18 protein-coding genes are annotated in these 16,620 nt (G+C 57.3%); 11 read left to right on the top strand and 7 right to left on the bottom strand.

The features are described from left to right. Window positions 1-5: 5 nt before the first annotated feature. Genes GUC22_RS12305 through dtnK form a run of 3 tightly spaced genes read right to left on the bottom strand, consistent with a single transcriptional unit; the run spans window position 6 to window position 2,986 of the window. Entirely contained in the window at window positions 6-767 is a 762-nt protein-coding gene (locus tag GUC22_RS12305; RefSeq protein ID WP_024358066.1) for a DeoR/GlpR family DNA-binding transcription regulator, read from the bottom strand. A 1-nt stretch (window position 768) separates the two neighbouring features. Continuing rightward, entirely contained in the window at window positions 769-1,755 is a 987-nt protein-coding gene (locus GUC22_RS12300; RefSeq protein ID WP_024358065.1) for a D-threonate 4-phosphate dehydrogenase, read from the bottom strand. Beyond that, window positions 1,748-2,986, bottom strand: a complete 1,239-nt coding sequence (gene dtnK, locus GUC22_RS12295; protein ID WP_116943642.1) for a D-threonate kinase — start codon at window positions 2,984-2,986, stop codon at window positions 1,748-1,750. The genes GUC22_RS12300 and dtnK overlap by 8 nt, the downstream gene beginning before the upstream one ends. Before the next feature lie 176 nt (window positions 2,987-3,162). Between dtnK and GUC22_RS12290 the strand changes: the two genes are divergently transcribed. From GUC22_RS12290 to GUC22_RS12265, 6 genes are all read left to right on the top strand, one after another. After that, window positions 3,163-4,308 (top strand): iron-containing alcohol dehydrogenase, encoded by a 1,146-nt coding sequence (locus GUC22_RS12290; RefSeq protein WP_004132747.1) that lies wholly within the window; start codon window positions 3,163-3,165, stop codon window positions 4,306-4,308. 18 nt (window positions 4,309-4,326) lie between these two features. Next, window positions 4,327-5,211 carry a dihydrodipicolinate synthase family protein gene (locus GUC22_RS12285; protein WP_004132750.1) on the top strand — a complete coding sequence of 295 codons (885 nt, stop codon included), beginning with the start codon at window positions 4,327-4,329 and terminating at the stop codon, window positions 5,209-5,211. A gap of 111 nt (window positions 5,212-5,322) precedes the next feature. After that, window positions 5,323-6,084, top strand: a complete 762-nt coding sequence (locus GUC22_RS12280) for a TerC family protein (protein ID WP_160183533.1) — start codon at window positions 5,323-5,325, stop codon at window positions 6,082-6,084. A 28-nt stretch (window positions 6,085-6,112) separates the two neighbouring features. Further along, window positions 6,113-7,285, top strand: coding sequence for a sialidase family protein (locus GUC22_RS12275; protein ID WP_049131139.1), 1,173 nt, complete (start codon window positions 6,113-6,115; stop codon window positions 7,283-7,285). After that, window positions 7,282-7,752 carry a YhcH/YjgK/YiaL family protein gene (locus GUC22_RS12270; RefSeq protein WP_049131136.1) on the top strand — a complete coding sequence of 157 codons (471 nt, stop codon included), beginning with the start codon at window positions 7,282-7,284 and terminating at the stop codon, window positions 7,750-7,752. The genes GUC22_RS12275 and GUC22_RS12270 overlap by 4 nt, the downstream gene beginning before the upstream one ends. Before the next feature lie 19 nt (window positions 7,753-7,771). Continuing rightward, window positions 7,772-9,052, top strand: a complete 1,281-nt coding sequence (locus GUC22_RS12265; protein WP_004132757.1) for an SLC13 family permease — start codon at window positions 7,772-7,774, stop codon at window positions 9,050-9,052. Window positions 9,053-9,194: 142 nt separating this feature from the next. Here the strand turns inward: GUC22_RS12265 and GUC22_RS12260 are convergent, their stop codons facing one another. Beyond that, a complete protein-coding gene (locus tag GUC22_RS12260) occupies window positions 9,195-9,983 on the bottom strand; it encodes a PhzF family phenazine biosynthesis protein (protein ID WP_004132759.1) in 789 nt (262 codons plus the stop codon). Between the two features lie 9 nt (window positions 9,984-9,992). Further along, window positions 9,993-10,784, bottom strand: a complete 792-nt coding sequence (locus GUC22_RS12255; RefSeq protein ID WP_160183532.1) for a PhzF family phenazine biosynthesis protein — start codon at window positions 10,782-10,784, stop codon at window positions 9,993-9,995. Between the two features lie 205 nt (window positions 10,785-10,989). Here GUC22_RS12255 and GUC22_RS12250 point away from each other — a divergent pair, with 205 nt between their 5' ends. Then, window positions 10,990-12,189 (top strand): sugar transporter, encoded by a 1,200-nt coding sequence (locus tag GUC22_RS12250; protein WP_024358060.1) that lies wholly within the window; start codon window positions 10,990-10,992, stop codon window positions 12,187-12,189. A 73-nt stretch (window positions 12,190-12,262) separates the two neighbouring features. Here GUC22_RS12250 and GUC22_RS12245 read toward each other — a convergent pair whose 3' ends face one another. After that, entirely contained in the window at window positions 12,263-12,931 is a 669-nt protein-coding gene (locus GUC22_RS12245; RefSeq protein ID WP_160183531.1) for a MarC family NAAT transporter, read from the bottom strand. A 261-nt stretch (window positions 12,932-13,192) separates the two neighbouring features. Between GUC22_RS12245 and marR the strand changes: the two genes are divergently transcribed. The 3 genes from marR to marB are packed head-to-tail and all read left to right on the top strand — an operon-like array spanning window position 13,193 to window position 14,274. Then, a complete protein-coding gene (gene marR, locus GUC22_RS12240; RefSeq protein ID WP_004102349.1) occupies window positions 13,193-13,627 on the top strand; it encodes a multiple antibiotic resistance transcriptional regulator MarR in 435 nt (144 codons plus the stop codon). A gap of 17 nt (window positions 13,628-13,644) precedes the next feature. After that, window positions 13,645-14,025, top strand: a complete 381-nt coding sequence (marA, locus tag GUC22_RS12235) for an MDR efflux pump AcrAB transcriptional activator MarA (protein WP_004102351.1) — start codon at window positions 13,645-13,647, stop codon at window positions 14,023-14,025. Between the two features lie 30 nt (window positions 14,026-14,055). Next, complete coding sequence (gene marB, locus GUC22_RS12230; RefSeq protein WP_004119836.1) at window positions 14,056-14,274, top strand: multiple antibiotic resistance protein MarB; 219 nt, start codon at window positions 14,056-14,058, stop codon at window positions 14,272-14,274. Window positions 14,275-14,306: 32 nt separating this feature from the next. On the opposite strand, the gene eamA is transcribed toward marB, so the two are convergent. Continuing rightward, a complete protein-coding gene (gene eamA, locus GUC22_RS12225) occupies window positions 14,307-15,206 on the bottom strand; it encodes an O-acetylserine/cysteine exporter (RefSeq protein ID WP_024358059.1) in 900 nt (299 codons plus the stop codon). A gap of 192 nt (window positions 15,207-15,398) precedes the next feature. Here eamA and ydeE point away from each other — a divergent pair, with 192 nt between their 5' ends. After that, window positions 15,399-16,592 (top strand): efflux MFS transporter YdeE, encoded by a 1,194-nt coding sequence (gene ydeE, locus GUC22_RS12220; protein ID WP_024358058.1) that lies wholly within the window; start codon window positions 15,399-15,401, stop codon window positions 16,590-16,592. Window positions 16,593-16,620: the final 28 nt, after the last annotated feature.

The following is a 16,620-nucleotide window of genomic DNA, read 5'->3' as shown; positions in this document are numbered from 1 at the left end:
CCCGGTTAGCCGGCCACGATCAGCCGGGGATGAATATGCGTTAACGCTTCGCGCGTCGCTTCCGGCAGATGACTGTCGGTAATGATATCGGTGAGTGAGTCGAGATGCGTGATATTAAACAGCGACCAGGCGCCGTATTTAGAGCTGTCCGCCAGCAGTATGCGCCGCCGGGCGTTGGCGATTAAGTCGCGCTTCAGCGCCGCTTTTTCTTCCGTTGGCGAGGTGACGCCCTTCTCCAGGTCCCAGCCGTTGCAGCTGACAAATGCCAGATCGGGCCAGATATTCTGCAGCAGGCGGCGCCCGTGATCGCCGATGCAGGACTGGCTGCTGTCGTCGATGCGCCCGCCGATGATCGTCACTTCAATTTGCTTAAACTCCGACAGGAACAGGGCGATATGCAGGTCGCTGGTGATCACCCGCAGCGGCAGATGGGTAATTTGCCGGGCCAGTTCAATCATGGTGGTCCCGGCATCGAGGACAATGGCGTCCCCGGCCTTGACCAACGCCGCCGCCGCGCTGGCGATGGCGTATTTTTCCTGCTGGCTACGCTGGGATTTCTCCTGCGTGGTCGGTTGTGCTGGAATAAACCGGTTGAGGGTCACGCCGCCGTGCGTTCGGCTGATCACCCCTTCCTGATCGAGCTTAATCAGGTCGCGGCGAATGGTCGCGGGCGAGGCGTCGGTCACCGCCACCAACTGGTCCACTGTCACCAGATTATGGCTCTTGAGATAATCCATAATCTGCTCTAACCGGTTATATCCCTTCATGTTATTCCTGTGCGATTTGCATGGCGAGCTCAATAGAGGTAGTCATGCTGTCAGACTTAGCTTTACCTGTCCAGGCAATATCAAACGCCGTGCCGTGGTCGGCGGAAGTGCGAATAAACGGCAGTCCGGCGGTAATATTCACCCCATCATAAAACCCAAGCAATTTTAGCGGAATATGTCCCTGATCGTGATACATCGCCACGACCATATCAAACAGGCCTTCGTGGCACTGCATAAACACCGTATCCGGCGGGCACGGTCCGGTGACGTTAAGACCTTTGGCTTTCATCGCTTCTACCGCCGGCCCGACGATACGGATCTCTTCATCGCCAAACAGGCCGTTTTCACCGGCGTGAGGATTAACCCCGGCGACGGCAATACGCGGCTGGCTATAACCCACCCGGCGCAGGAAGCTATCGGCAATACCAATCACCGTCTCCACCCGCGGCTGGTTCAGGTTATCGAGGAAGTTACGCAGCGCCACGTGGGTGGAGATATGGATAACCTTGAGCTTATCGGTATACAGCACCATCGCGAAATCTTTGGTCTGCGTCAGATGGGCGAGCATTTCGGTATGCCCCGGGAAGTTGTGCCCGGCCAGATGCAGCGCTTCTTTATTTAACGGCGCGGTGGCGAGCGCGAACACCTCTCCGGCCATCGCCAGGTCGGTCGCCCGCTTGATGCAGCGGTATGCTAAATCCCCCGCCTGTGCCTGTACTTCGCCCGGGCGCAGCCCCTGCGGATCGGCCAGCGGTTCGTCGATCACGTTAATCGTGCCCGCGCTGAACTGCGCCTGCCCCGGGTTCTCAATGATTCGCAGTTCGGCGCGCGGGGTGATCCCCAGCGCCAGGATCCGCCGCAGCGTCTGCGCGCAGCCCACCACGACTACCGGCGCGCCGTTGAGTTTCCCCTCAACCAGCGATTTAATAATAATTTCCGGGCCAATGCCTGCCGGATCTCCCATCGTTACCGCTATGATGTTAGTCACTCATTTTCTCCTCAATAAAGTTCACGACCTCCAGCAGGGTGGTTTCCGTTCCGAATCCGCCTGCCTTGGTCATTACCGGCCGCTGCCAGCTACTACCCAGAAAATTGCCGTACGGCACGCATTGCGCCACCCGGCCTGTAATATGAAATCCGCTGGCGCCCAGCGCCAGCGCCACGGCGATAGCCACGTCGCCGCCGGATAAATAGAGCGCCCCCGGCTGGCTTTGCGCGATGGCCAGCTCGCTCACGCGCGCCAGATAGGCGCAGATCCGCTCGCCAAGCGCGGTGCGATCGACCCCGTGCTGCCGGCACAGGGCTTCAATACCCTTTCGCGCCTCGCTATCGGGACGCGTGGTGACGACGCAATGATTATTTTCACTCAATACCGCGGCGATGCATCGGGCGTCAGCGTTGGCATCGCCGCCAAACGCCCTCGCGACATCAATTTCTACGCGAACAACGCGCGAATGCGCCTCAAGCCGGGCGACCTGCTGTTGCGCAATCTCGCTCATTGAACCGACAATCGCCAGCAGCGGTCCGCGCGGTACGGCGGCCAGCCGACGCGCCAGGGCGTCACATAGCCCCGCAGCCCCCACCAGCAGCACCCGCTGCTCGCACACAGCGACCGTGGCGATAATGGCGTCCAGCTGCTGGTTTTCTTCGGCATCCACGATCAGCACCCGCGGCGTCTCAACCGTTTGTTCCAGCTCTGCCGCCAGCCCGGCGACCGTTGTCCCGCGGCACAGCACATCGCTTTGTTGAGCGACCACGACGGCGATATCCGCGCTGCTGACCGGCGTTTTCGGGTCGGTCGCGAACTCGGTTTCATTGACCGGCACGCCGTGCACATAGCACAGGCCCCGGCGCGTCACCCGGCCTGCCGCCGGAAAGGCGGGCGCCAGAACCGCTACGGCGCAGTTCAGCGCGCGCATCGTTGCTTCCAGCTCGGCGCCGAGATTGCCACGCAGCGTGGAGTCGATTTTTTTCACCGTCCAGCGCGGCTGAAAACGCGGCAACACCGCCTGTAAAAGATGCGTGATGCGCCGTGCCGCCTCTGCGGCGGGCTGCGCGCGGCTGTCGCTATTGAGGATCAGCGCCTGCGCCTCCCCCTGATAGCTGGCGGTAAACGCCACTTCCGCCCGCATCCCCGTCTCCGCCAGGCTGACTCCCGCGTCATTTGCGCCGGTAAAGTCATCAGCCAGAACCAGCACCTTGTTATCGCCGCTGCCCATCGTTTTCCCTTTTCAAGCTGTTCGATATTGATAATGATTATATTCAATCACAATTGATTAAATGTGAGCAAGCTCAAGTTATTAAATCTCGCTATAAATTATAACTTCATCCCACAATGTGAGTGGCACGCAGAAAAAATGATTAAATTTAATCATTCATTACAGAGGAGAAAAAAGTGGCAACCATTAACAGCACTCTGATTAGCGGCGCGGGCGCCTTTACCGCCCTGCTGCCGCTGCTAGCGGGCAAAAGGCGCATTTTGCTGGTCACCGACGCCAACGTGGGCAAACTCGATGCCGCGCAGCAGATCCGCGCGCTTCTGGAAGATGAGGGGCGTCAGCTGCAGGTGATGGATTCCGTACCGGCTGAGCCGAGCCAGCATGATATGGCGCAAATTCTGCGCCTCGTCAGCGCTAACCAAGCGGAGCTTATTGTCGGGATCGGCGGCGGTAGCGTTCTGGATGTGACCAAGCTGCTCTCCGTTCTGCTGCATCCCCGCTCGCCGGGGCTGGATGCGCTGCTGGCCGGCGAAAAGCCGCAGCAAAAGGTGACCTCGTTATTAATTCCCGCCACCGCCGGCACCGGTTCCGAAGCCACGCCGAACGCGATCCTGGCGATCCCGGAACAGAATACGAAGGTGGGGATTATCTCCCCGGTTCTGCTGCCGGACTACGTTGCCCTGCTGCCGGAATTGACCACCAGCATGCCCGCGCACATCGCCTCCTCTACCGGCATCGACGCGCTGTGCCACCTGATTGAGTGCTTTACTTCGACCGTTGCCAATCCGGTTAGCGATAACGCGGCGCTGATTGGCCTGCGCAAGCTGGTGCGCAACATCGAGCTGTCGGTGAGCGAGCCGCACAATCTGGCGGCGAAGCTGGAGATGCTGTGGGCCTCTTATTATGGCGGAGTGGCCATTAACCATGCGGGCACTCATCTGGTTCATGCCCTTTCCTATCCGTTAGGCGGCAAATATCACCTGCCGCACGGCGTGGCTAACGCCATCCTGCTGGCGCCTTGTATGAAGGTGGTGCGCCCGCACGCGGTGGCGAAATTCGCGCAAGTATGGGATTTGATCCCTGACGCCGATCTGACGCTTAGCGAAGAACAAAAATCTCATGCGCTGGTCGCCTGGCTGGCCGCGCTGGTGAAACGCCTGCAGCTGCCCGACAACCTCGCCGCGCTGGGCGTGCCGCAGGAGAGTATCGGCGAACTGAGCGAAGCGGCGCTGAACGTCAAACGTTTACTGAATAATGCGCCATGCAGCGTTAACCAGGAGCAGGTTGAGGCGGTTTACCGCACCCTGTTCCCAGCACAATAACACCAGGGAAGAGATGAAATGAGCAATTCAATTACCGGCGTTCTGACCGCCATCGTCACGCCTTTTACCGCCGAGGGAGCCGTAAATATTCCGGCGCTGAAGCAGCAGGTGCAGCGCCAGCTCGCCGCGGGCAACGGTATTTTCTGCGGCGGGACCAACGGCGAGTTTTTTGTGCTCAATGAAGCGGAAAAAGTCGCTGTCGCTAAAGCCTGCGTGGAAGAAGTCGCTGGTCGCGCGCCGGTGGTGGCGCATATCGGTGAAGTGTCGACTCGCGAAACGATCCGCCTGGGTAAACAGATCGAACAACTGGGCGTTGACGCGGTCTCGGTCATCACCCCCTGGTTTGTGCCGCTAAAACAGGATGAGCTGATCGCCCACTATACCGCCATTGCTGACGCCCTGAGCGTACCAGTATTTCTCTACAACATCCCGGCGCGTACCGGCAACACCATTGAACCGCAAACCGCGCGTGCGCTGGCGCAGCATCCGAACATTATCGGCGTCAAAGACAGCGCCGGCAGCTACGAAAGCCTGAAGGGTTTCCTCGATGCGGTCCGGGATATCGCCGATTTTGACGTGCTGAACGGCCCTGATTCGCTGATACACCAGGGTTTTGTTGATGGCTGCTCCGCCTGTATTTCCGGGCTGGCCAACGTCGCGCCAAAAGAGATCAACGCCATCTGGGCAAATTTTAAAGCGGGCAATGTTGAGGGCTCCCGCCAGGCTCAGGAGAGCGTCACCGGCCTGCGCACCGATCTTTATAAAGTTGCGTTCTCGCCGGCGGCGGTAAAAAAGGCGCTGCAGCTGATGGGCCACGATGTTGGCGACAGCCGCTATGCGGTGAGCTTCACCTCGGCGCAGTGCGAGGAAATTAATCATATTATTGCCAAATATATTTCCTGAAGATAGCGGAAATATTTAATTAAATTCCCGGCGCTGGTTTAAACAAAAATCAGTGCTGGCAATATTTAATGTTTTGTATATAACGTCTTACGTAGCGTAAGGGATGTTTCAATGTTTATATGGATGCTTGATCCTGAAATATGGTTGACGCTGGTAACGCTCACCTTTCTGGAGATTATTCTCGGGGTCGATAATATTATCTTTCTCTCGCTGGTGGTGGCCAAGCTCCCGCCGCATCAGCAAAATGTTGCGCGTAAGTTGGGATTAAGCGGCGCAATGGTTATGCGCGTGCTATTGCTGGTATCTATTGCCTGGCTGGCGCATATAACGTTGCCGCTGTTTACTATTGCGCATTTTGTCGTATCGGTGCGCACCATCATTTTATTTGTCGGTGGTTGTTTCCTTATTTACAAGTCACTGCAGGAGATACGCGGTGAACTCCAGCTGGCAGAAGAGTCGCACGGCGGCGGCCAGCGTCAGCTTTCGCTGGCCGGGGCCATCATCCAGATTATGTTGCTGGATATCGTCTTCAGCCTTGATTCTGTTATTACCGCAGTCGGTTTGTCGCAACATATTTTCATTATGATTACGGCAGTCATTATCGCTGTTGGCATTATGATGTTCGCGGCAAAAACCATCGGCGATTTTGTCAATAACACGCCAACGATGAAAATGCTCGCTTTAACTTTCCTGCTATTAGTCGGGTTATTACTGGTGGCCGATAGTCTGGAAATACATATTGCGAAAGGTTATCTCTATTTTGCCATTTTCTTTTCGCTGGCGGTAGAAACGCTCAATATTATTCGCAGCAGAAAAATCATTAAAGTTTCACAACATCAAGACGCTTACGCCTCATTACCGATCAATAAATAGAACCCTACTGAAATAACGGAGAGTGAATATGTCTGTAACCGCAGTTCGTGACGGAATTATATCTCAGCACCCGCGGGATGAGCGCGTGGAAACCGCCATGCTCCCCTCATCTTGCCCGCAAAATCACGCGGCGAACCTGCTGCCGCTGCCGGACGGCTCGCTGATGTGCGTGTGGTTCGGCGGCACCCAGGAAGGCGTGGCCGATATCTCCGTTTGGGGATCGCGCCTGCTGCCCGGGAGTCGCCAGTGGAGCGAGGCGGTCAAATTGTCCAACGACGCCAGCCGCTCCGAGCAAAACCCGGTGCTGTTTCTGGCGCCGGATAATGTGCTGTGGCTGCTGTGGACCGCGCAGATCTCCGGCAACCAGGATACCGCCATCGTGCGCTATCGCCAGTCAACGGATCTGGGCCAGACCTGGGGCGACATTGCTACCCTGCTCGATAAACCGGGTACCTTTATTCGCCAACCGGTGACCGTTCTGGACAACGGCAACTGGCTGCTGCCGGTCTTCTACTGCCGCACGCAGCCGGGCGAAAAGTGGGTCGGCAACGACGATATCAGCGCCGTCAAAATCTCCGCCGATAAGGGCAAAACCTGGCGCGACATTGAAGTACCGCAAAGCCTCGGCTGCGTGCATATGAATATCACCGCCCTGCCAGGCGGCACGCTGGTCGCGCTGTTCCGCAGCCGCTGGGCCGACAACATCTACTACAGCCAGTCCGTAGATAACGGCGAAAGCTGGTCAGTGCCGGAACCGACCGAGCTGCCCAATAACAACTCATCCATTCAGGTCACCACCCTCGTCAGCGGCGAACTGGCGCTGGTATTTAACCACATGAGCGCCGCCGGCGCGCTGGAACGCCGCGCGTCGCTTTATGATGAAATCGACGATGGCGATAACAGCCGTAAAGAGCCGGAAGTCACCAGCGGCCGCTCGGCGTTCTGGGGCGCGCCGCGCGCGCCGATGACCGTAGCCATCTCTGCGGATGGCGGCAAAACCTGGCCGTGGCAGCGCAATCTCGACGAAGGCGATGGCTACTGCATGACCAACAACTCGCTGGATAAGCGCAACCGCGAATTCTCCTATCCGAGCATCAAACAAGGGGCGGACGGCACGCTGCACATTGCCTACACCTGGTTCCGTCAGGCGATTAAATACGTGCATATCACGCCCGAATGGGTGAAGGAGTCCGCGCGATGATCGTCGGCAACCTTAACGCTCTGCCACTGGCAGGGCTTCCCCCAGCGCTGCGGCAAATTCTCGACCATCCGCAGGCCACGCTAGCGGCGCTAAGCGGCAGGCCGGACGGGCGCTGGCAGCCGGAGGGCTGCCGCTGGTTTTGCAATATTGGCGAAGCGCATACCCAGCCGACCGCCCAGCGCCACGCCGAATATCACCAGCAGTGGGCCGATATTCAGGTGATGCTGGCGGGCTGCGAGGTGATTAACGCCGGTATGCTCTGCGTCGCGCAGGATGACGATGAAGAGCGCAAACCGGATCTGTTTATCGCCCGCGATTGCCGACTGCCGGTGGCCATCACCCTGCATGCCGGTGATTTTGCGATATTTCTGCCCGGCGAACCCCACCAGGCGCTGTGCGCGGTAGACGCGCCGGCAACGGTACGCAAAGCCGTATTTAAAGTGCCGGGCGACATGCTGGAAGGGTAAATAAGAAGGAGCAATAACAATGACAATGGAAATGATTCTGGCGCTGGGCATTCTGGTGCTAATGATAGTTCTTATTATGTCAGACAAAATGGCCTTTGGCGCACCGCCACTGCTCGCCTGTCTGCTATTGGTTGTGACAGGGCTCGCCAACGTTCAACAGGCTTTCGCCGGGTTTGTCAACTCCAGCGTCATCATGATCGCCGGGTTTATGGTGGTGATGGCGGCGCTGCAGAAAACGCGGCTGATAGGCAACGTCAAGTCCGCGATGGTGAGTCTGGTGAACAGAGGCAGCTACAAAAGCTATGCTTTGCTGCTGTTGATTGTGATGCTCGGCGCCAGCCTGGCGGGTACCGGTTCAACCGGCTACTACGTGCTGATTCTGTCGCTGGTTTCGACCATTCCCTACAGCAAGAAGCTGCCGACCTCGAAGCTGATGATGCCGCTGGGATTCGCCACCAACCATCCGCTGTTGCCGGTTAACGTCGCGCTGCTGTTCGGCGTCACCGCAACGGTGCTGCAAACCGCCGGTTTCAACGAAGAAATTTCGATGGTGAAATTTGCGCTGGTCAATCTGGTGATGTCGCTGGCGTTTTTGGCCTGGTGCCTGATTTCGTATCGCTTTTTACCCGATCACCCGATCGCCGACGCCTCCGAGGAAGCAATGGCGGTACGCGAAGAGGAAACCGTCACTCTGCCCGCGTGGAAAGAGTACTGCACCGTCGGGGCGTTTGCCGTCAGCGTGGTCGGCATGATGCTGATGAATCAGTTAGGCAATATCGCCTATGTGGTACCGGGTCTTGCCGCCGCGTTCGTCATGATGATTAATGTCGTCGACTTCAAAGAGGTGCGCGATCATATGGGCGCGCCGGTTATCCTGATGATGGCCGGGGTTATCGGCGTCGCCGACGCGCTGGCGGGCACCGGGTTTACGGCAATGGTGGGCGATGCGGTTGCGGGCGTGCTCGGCTCCAGCGTCTCGCCGTTCGTGTTTATTTTTATCTTTGCGCTACTGACCAGTACCTGCGCCACCTTTACCGGCTCGAACATGGGTTCGGTCTATATCTTCGCGCCGATTGCGATCGCCGCCTGCACCAGCCTCGGCCTTAACCCAACCGCGGCCGCTATTGCCGTAGTGATTTCAGGCTGGAACGGCGGCTATATGCCAATTGACGGCATGCCGGCAATGATTCTGGGAATGGGTAAATATAAACTGCCGGAATTCTGGCTATTCTCGGTACCGATGTACTTAATTCGTATTCTGGCATTGTGCGTCGGCGCGATCGTTATATTCCCAATGTAATTAACGGATAAGCCCCATCGTCGTTTTACCCGCTCGTGGCGCTGGCTTTTCGTCGCGTACGCAGGATACTTCCGCCTGGTCACCCACTCAGGCTCGGGATCGGCTGGCCTGTCGCCGATCCCGTCTTATTATTACGGCCTGGTTAGCGCAGCGTGATGACGCCGTTTAAATAGGTCACCGCCTGGCCGCTCATCAAGACTCTTTCTCCCTTCAGCTGGCAGCGAATATCGCCGCCGCGCGCGGAAACCTGACGCGCCAGCAGCTGGGTTTTGCCCAGCTTCGCGCTCCAGTAAGGGATCAGCATGGTATGCGCCGAACCGGTTACCGGATCTTCCCACACCGCTTCGCCGGGGGAGAAAAAGCGACTGACGAAGTCATATTCGCCGCTGCCTGCCGCAGTCACGGTCACTTTATGTTCGCCGGGCGTCATCGCCGCAATGTTGGGCCGCAGGGCTTCGACCTGGTCACGAGAGGCGAGTTCGATAATCCACGCGCGCCCCTTGCGGGCGTGGAGGTAGCTGTCGATCCCCAGCGCGGAGAGCATCACCGCAGGCGGTTCGCGCTCTTCGCTTTCACCCGCAGGAAAATCCAGGGTCAGCCAGTCGCCTTCACGGCTTACGGTCAGCCGACCGGAAGCGGTCGCGAAGTGAATCACCGCATCCGGAAAATCCAGGTGATGAAAAATCACGTGCGCGCTGGCAAGCGTGGCGTGGCCGCAGAGATTGACCTCGTTACGGGTGGTAAACCAGCGCAGCGCAAAACCATCGCTCTCAGGGACCACAAACGCGGTTTCCGACTGGTTGTGCTGTTGGGCCATTTTGAGCAGCAGCTCATCCGGCAGCCACTCCCTGAGCAGACATACCGCCGCCGGATTACCGGCAAAAGGCTGCTCGCTGAAAGCCGCCACCAGATAGACAGGAACGTCAGTCACCGGGTCTCCTTAGCGTAATGTTATGGTGCCGATGAGGTAGGTCGTTGCCTGACCGCCGATCAGGACCCGATCGCCCCGCCATTGACAGCGCAGGTCGCCGCCGCGGGCCGACCCCTGCCGCGCCTGCATCTCCGTTTTGCCGAGCTTCTCACCCCAGTAGGGAATCAGCATGCTGTGCGCGGACCCGGTGACCGGATCTTCCGCCACCGACTCGCCCGGGCAGAAGAAACGGCTAACAAAGTCATACTCTTCATCCGCGGCGCTGACACAGATCATTTTGCCGAGGCGCTGGAGCATAGGCATGTCCGGACGCACAGCCTCCACCTGCTGGCGGTCGGCTAAAATCACCAGATAATCGCGCGCCACGCGAACGTCCACCGCGTCGCTCAGCCCGAGCCCCGCCAAAAGTTCAGCTGGCGGCTGTTCAACGACCGTCGTCGCCCAGGCCGGGAAATCCAGCGTCAGCCAGTCGCCGCTGCGCGTTACGCGAAGCTCGCCGACAAAGCGGGTGCTAAACACGATTGTCGACGAGGGGTGGTCGAAATATTCAAAAATGACGTGCGAGGCCGCCAGGGTCGCGTGGCCGCAAAGGTTGATTTCGTCCAGCGTCGTAAACCAACGTAGCTCATACCCCTCATCCGTACGGACGAAAAACGCGGTCTCCGACTGATTATGCTGCTGGGCCATTTTCAGCAGCGTTTCGTCCGGCAGCCATTCGGTGAGCGGGCATACCGCCGCCGCGTTACCGCCAAAGTTGCGATCGCTGAAGGCATCAACCAGATAAAAGCTAATTTCCTGCATTGTTCTGTCCCTCTGTTTTTTTTACTTATCGATAACATGACATAAACGCGAGAAATCCACACGTTTAATAGAAAAATTAATCCGTTAGTCGCAGAAACCTCCCCTCAACAAAAATGAGACACAGATCACAAAATGATTGTATTTTCAGCAGCAATCGTTTTAAGATCGTCCCACTTCTTTCCTCTTTGTAACCAGCCCTGAACTTATGATGACAAATACGGTTTCACGCAAGGTCGCGTGGCTTCGCGTAGTCACGCTTGCGATTGCGGCATTTATCTTTAATACCACCGAATTTGCGCCCGTGGGCCTGCTGTCGGACATCGCCGACAGCTTTGGCATGGAAACGGCGCAGGTAGGGATCATGCTGACGATCTACGCCTGGGTTGTCGCCCTGATGTCGCTGCCCTTTATGCTGCTGACCAGTAAGATGGAGCGCCGTCGCCTGCTGGTTGGCCTGTTTATCCTGTTTATCGCCAGCCACGTGCTGTCGTTCCTGGCCTGGAACTTTAACGTGCTGGTGATCAGCCGTATCGGTATCGCTTTTGCCCACGCGGTGTTCTGGTCGATTACTTCAGCGCTGGCGATTCGTATGGCGCCTGCCGGTAAACGGGCGCAGGCGCTGAGCCTGATTGCCACCGGTACCGCGCTGGCGATGGTCTTCGGCATCCCAATCGGCCGTATCGTCGGGCAGTATTTTGGCTGGCGCACCACCTTCCTGGTCATCGGCCTGGGTGCGCTGGTCACCATGGTTTGCCTGATCAAGCTGCTGCCTAAGCTACCGAGCGAACACTCAGGATCGCTGAAAAGCCTGCCGGTGCTGTTCCGCCGCCCTGCGCTGCTGAGCATCTATTTGCTGACGGTCATCGTGGTGACCGCGCACTATACCGCCTACAGCTATATTGAACCGTTCGTTCAGACGGTGGCCGGGCTGAGCGGCAACTTCGCCACTCTGCTGCTGCTGACCCTGGGTGGCGCGGGGATCGTCGGCAGCATCCTGTTTGGTAAACTCGGCAACCTGCACGCTTCAGGGTTGATTAACGCCGCGATCGGCCTGCTGCTGGCGTGTTTGCTGCTGCTGCTGCCCGCTTCGCACAACGCCAATCACCTGATGCTGCTGAGCGTCTTCTGGGGCGTGGCGATCATGATTATCGGGCTCGGTATGCAGGTGAAAGTGCTGGCGCTGGCGCCGGACGCCACCGACGTGGCGATGTCGTTGTTCTCGGGGATATTTAATATCGGCATCGGCGCGGGCGCGCTGGTCGGCAGCCAGGTCAGCAGCCATCTGTCGATGGCGTCTATTGGCTACGTCGGCGCGATCCCTGCCGTCGTCGCGTTAATCTGGGCGGTGATGATTTTCCGCCGCTGGCCGGTGTCGCTGGAAGACCACCAGCCGCATCACTCCTGATAGTTCGGCGTAAAAAAAGCCTGCCGGTTGCAAAATCGGCAGGCTTTTTTATTTTTCTGGCGACGCAAAGTCGTCAGGCGTGATAAGTCGAAATAATCTCCAGCACGCCGTTGATAATAAACTGCACGCCCATGCAGACCAGCAGGAAGCCCATCAGGCGCGAAATCGCCTCAATGCCGCCCTTCCCGACCAGACGCATAATCGCGCCGGAACTGCGCAGGCAGCCCCAGAGGATAATCCCGACCAGGGCAAAAGTAATCGGCGGCGCCACCAGCACCACCCACTCCGGGAAGCTGGCGCCGTGCTTTACCGTCGACGCCGAGCTGATGATCATCGCGATAGTCCCTGGCCCGGCGGTGCTCGGCATCGCCAGCGGAACGAACGCGATATTGGCGGTCGGTTCATCCTCAAGCTCTTCCGATTTCAGCTTGGCTTCCATCGAATCGTGGGCTTTTTGCTGCGGAAACAGCATGCGGAAGCCGATAAAGGCGACAATCAGGCCGCCGGCAATACGCAGACCGGGAATCGATATGCCGAAGGTGTTCATCACCACCTGGCCGGCATACCAGGCGACCATCAGGATGGCGAACACATAAACCGAGGCCATCAGCGACTGACGGTTACGCTCGGCGTTGTTCATATTCCCGGCCAGGCCTAGGAACAGCGCCACGGTAGTCAGCGGGTTCGCCAGCGGTATAATCACTACCAGCCCCAGGCCTATCGCTTTAAAAAGATCCATCATAGAGAATTAAGGTCCTGTAAATATTTGGATTAGCAAAAAATGACGCGCGCTGAGTATATCGTTTGCGGCCAGATTGTACCCGTTCTCCGCAGTACGCATTCATCATTCAGTCAAATCATAAGACAACAACGCGAAATAGAGTGACCTGCATCACATCATTTCGTTTTAGCAAATCGTGGCATCGGGCAATTCATCAGGTTGACTTATATTTGCCTAGGCAATAATATCTCCCGCAACTAAGTCATTGCCTGGGCAACCATTGTGAAAAGTACAAGCGACCTGTTTAACGAAATGATCCCCCTTGGTCGCTTGATCCAGATGGTTAACCAGAAAAAAGATCGCCTGCTCAACGACTATCTCTCGCCGATGGATATTACTTCCACCCAGTTCCGGGTGCTCTGTTCCATTCGTTGCGAAGTGTGTATTACCCCCGTTGAGCTGAAAACCGTGCTTTCGGTCGATCCAGGCGCGATGACGCGCATGCTCGACCGCCTGGTCTGTAAAGGCTGGATTGAACGGTTACCCAACCCGACTGACAAGCGCGGGGTGCTGGTGCAGTTGACGCCAGACGGCGCAGCCCTTTGTGAGCAATGTCATCAGGTTGTGGGTCAGAAATTGCACCAGGAACTAACAAAAAATCTGTCGACGGATGAAGTGGCCACTCTTGAGTGTTTACTCAAAAAAGTTCTGTCGTAATAAGAAGAGGTAAGATGATGTCCAGACGCAATAACGACGCCATCACTATCCATAGTATTTTGTCGTGGATCGAGGATAACCTGGAATCGCCCCTGTCGCTGGAGAAGGTTTCAGAGCGCTCAGGTTACTCCAAGTGGCACCTGCAAAGAATGTTTAAGAAAGAGACCGGTCACTCGCTGGGACAGTACATCCGCAGCCGTAAGCTGACCGAGATCGCGCAGAAGCTGAAGCAGAGCAACGAGCCTATCTTATACCTGGCCGAGCGCTACGGTTTTGAATCGCAGCAAACGCTGACGCGAACTTTCAAAAACTATTTCGATGTTCCGCCGCACCAGTACCGTATTACCAACGTACCGGGCGAGTCGCGCTACCTGCTCCCACTAAACAACTGTTGTTAACCGCCTGCAAAAAGACGTATTGAGGAAATCATGAAACTATTCGCTTCCGCCGCCATCGTGCTATTGGCGCTGGCCTCAGGCCAAAGTTACGCGGAGCAAACCAGCACTCCTGTTCGTCACAACAACCGGGATGCGATGATTATTCCTTCCGAACATAATGATTCGCCTTTTGATTTCAATCACATGGCTTCGGGCAGTGATAAATCAGATGAACTGGGCGTACCGTATTACAACCAGCAAGGCCTGTAAAATCCCTTTAGCCCCGTTACCGGGGCTTTTTTTTACCCCCGCGCCGCGCCCGGACGCGCGATCCGCAGGCCAAACACGTTGATATACAGCCCGGCCAGAATCAGTACCGCCCCCAGCAGCTGCAGGCTATTCAGCGTCTCGCCGAGCAATAAGGCGGCGCTGGCCATCCCGACCACCGGCACCAGCAGCGACAGCGGCGCCACGCGCCAGGTTTCATAGCGGCCGAGCAGCGCTCCCCAGATCCCGTAGCCGACAATCGTGGCGATAAACGCCAGATACAGCAGCGACAGAATCGTCAGCAGGTCGATATCCAGCAGACTTGCCGCCATGACCTGCGGACCGTCGAGGATCCACGACGCCAGCATAAACGGCAGCACCGGGATCAGCGCGCTCCATACCACCAAAGACATAATTGGCGGCCGGCTCGCATGCGACATAATTTTCTTGTTGAAGATATTGCCGCAGGCCCAGCTCAGCGCCGCGGCCAGCGTTAGCATAAAGCCCACCAGCGGCACGTGCTGGCCGCCGAGGCTGGCTTCGACCAGCACCAGCACGCCGAAAATCGCCAGCGCGATCCCCGCCAGCTGTTTCCCCTGCAAACGTTCGCCGAAAATAAACGCCCCGAGAATGATGGTGAAAAAGGCCTGGGCCTGCAGCACCAGCGATGCCAGCCCGGCTGGCATGCCGAGACTAATTGCGCAGAACAGAAACGCAAACTGACCGAAGCTAATCGTCAGGCCGTAGCCCAGCAGCAGGGTTAGCGGAATTTTTGGCCGCGCGACGAAGAACAGCGCCGGGAAAGCCACCAGCAAAAAGCGCAGCCCGGCAAGCATCAGCGGCGGCATATTATGCAGCCCCATCTTGATCACCACGAAATTCAGCCCCCATACCACCACCACCAGCAATGCCAGCAGCCCGTCTTTACGCGTCATACCCGCCTCGGTTGTTATTGGAATTTTTGTGAACAAAATCAAAGTAACGAATAATTCGCCCGCCGCATAGATCATTATTTTCGGTAGGGCGCTGGCGTGCTTTTCATTACCGATGGGAACTATACAAGCCTCGATTAGCATGCTATTTGTGATCGTGACAACAAAAATAACATCACATCAGGCAAGGAAAAAATGATACCGACACTCAGGCGCTCAACCGCAGCGCTGCTGGCTTCGTCGTTGCTGTTAACCATTGGCCGTGGCGCAACGTTGCCTTTTATGACGATCTACCTCACCCGTCAATATCAGCTGGAGGTGGATAAAATCGGCTATGCGCTGTCGAGTGCGCTGATCGTTGGGGTGCTGTTCAGCATGGGTTTTGGCATTCTCGCCGATAAGTTCGATAAAAAGCGCTATATGACCCTGGCCGTGCTGGCGTTTATTGGCGGTTTTATCGCGATTCCGCTGGTTAACAGCGTCGCGCTGGTGGTCTTTTTCTTCGCGCTGATTAACTGCGCCTACTCCGTATTCTCAACCGTGCTGAAAGCGTGGTTCGCCGACGTACTCTCGCCGGAGAAGAAAGCGCAAATATTTTCCCTCAACTACACCTTCCTCAATATTGGCTGGACCGTCGGGCCGCCGATCGGCACCCTGCTGGTGATGCACAGCATTAACCTGCCGTTCTGGCTGGCCGCCGGCTGCGCCGCCCTACCGCTGGTATTTATTCAGCTGTTTGTTCAGCGCACCAGCGCCGCGGTTGCTCAGGATAACGCGGTCCAGTGGTCGCCGTCGGTGCTGCTGCGCGATCGCGCTCTGCTATGGTTTACCCTCTCCGGCCTGCTGGCCTCTTTTGTCGGCGGTTCGTTCGCCTCCTGTATTTCCCAGTATGTGCTGGTGGTTGCCGATAGCGACTTTGCCGAAAAAGTGGTTGCCGTGGTGCTGCCGGTCAACGCCGCCGTGGTGGTGGCGCTGCAGTATGCCGTCGGCCGTCGCCTGACCGCTCGCAATATTCGCCCGCTGATGACCTTTGGGACGGTCTGTTTTGTGATCGGACTGGGCGGTTTTGTCATTTCCGATAATAGCCTGCTGCTGTGGGGCGTCTCCGCCGCCATTTTTACCCTCGGGGAGGTTATCTACGCGCCGGGTGAATATATGCTGATCGATAACATTGCGCCGCCGGGCATGAAAGCCAGCTACTTTTCCGCCCAGTCGCTGGGCTGGCTGGGAGCGGCCTTTAACCCGATGTTAACCGGGACGATTTTGACTCATTTACCGCACTGGTCGCTGTTTGCGATATTGATGCTGGCTATTATCGCCGCATGGCTGATGATTTTCCGTGGGATGAACGTTCGTCCGTGGAACGGCAACGCGGTCGCCAGCGCCTGAGGTCAGGCGCCGTGCGGCTGTCAGGTTG

It is taken from the genome of Klebsiella sp. MPUS7, assembly GCF_009905335.1.
Taxonomy (GTDB): Bacteria; Pseudomonadota; Gammaproteobacteria; order Enterobacterales; family Enterobacteriaceae; genus Klebsiella; species Klebsiella grimontii.
Note: the sequence above shows the minus strand (reverse complement) of the source record. Positions and strands in the feature narration are given on the sequence as shown.

Bases quoted from the DNA above. Each gene is read 5' to 3' on its own strand.
- ydeE (WP_024358058.1), top strand. From the start codon at position 15,399: ATGATACCGACACTCAGGCGCTCAACCGCAGCGCTGCTGGCTTCGTCG.
- marB (WP_004119836.1), top strand. From the start codon at position 14,056: ATGAAACTATTCGCTTCCGCCGCCATCGTGCTATTGGCGCTGGCCTCA.
- GUC22_RS12245 (WP_160183531.1), bottom strand. From the start codon at position 12,931: ATGATGGATCTTTTTAAAGCGATAGGCCTGGGGCTGGTAGTGATTATA.
- GUC22_RS12275 (WP_049131139.1), top strand. From the start codon at position 6,113: ATGTCTGTAACCGCAGTTCGTGACGGAATTATATCTCAGCACCCGCGG.
- GUC22_RS12250 (WP_024358060.1), top strand. From the start codon at position 10,990: ATGATGACAAATACGGTTTCACGCAAGGTCGCGTGGCTTCGCGTAGTC.
- GUC22_RS12305 (WP_024358066.1), bottom strand. From the start codon at position 767: ATGAAGGGATATAACCGGTTAGAGCAGATTATGGATTATCTCAAGAGC.
- GUC22_RS12255 (WP_160183532.1), bottom strand. From the start codon at position 10,784: ATGCAGGAAATTAGCTTTTATCTGGTTGATGCCTTCAGCGATCGCAAC.
- marA (WP_004102351.1), top strand. From the start codon at position 13,645: ATGTCCAGACGCAATAACGACGCCATCACTATCCATAGTATTTTGTCG.
- GUC22_RS12270 (WP_049131136.1), top strand. From the start codon at position 7,282: ATGATCGTCGGCAACCTTAACGCTCTGCCACTGGCAGGGCTTCCCCCA.
- eamA (WP_024358059.1), bottom strand. From the start codon at position 15,206: ATGACGCGTAAAGACGGGCTGCTGGCATTGCTGGTGGTGGTGGTATGG.
- dtnK (WP_116943642.1), bottom strand. From the start codon at position 2,986: ATGGGCAGCGGCGATAACAAGGTGCTGGTTCTGGCTGATGACTTTACC.
- GUC22_RS12285 (WP_004132750.1), top strand. From the start codon at position 4,327: ATGAGCAATTCAATTACCGGCGTTCTGACCGCCATCGTCACGCCTTTT.
- GUC22_RS12265 (WP_004132757.1), top strand. From the start codon at position 7,772: ATGACAATGGAAATGATTCTGGCGCTGGGCATTCTGGTGCTAATGATA.
- GUC22_RS12280 (WP_160183533.1), top strand. From the start codon at position 5,323: ATGTTTATATGGATGCTTGATCCTGAAATATGGTTGACGCTGGTAACG.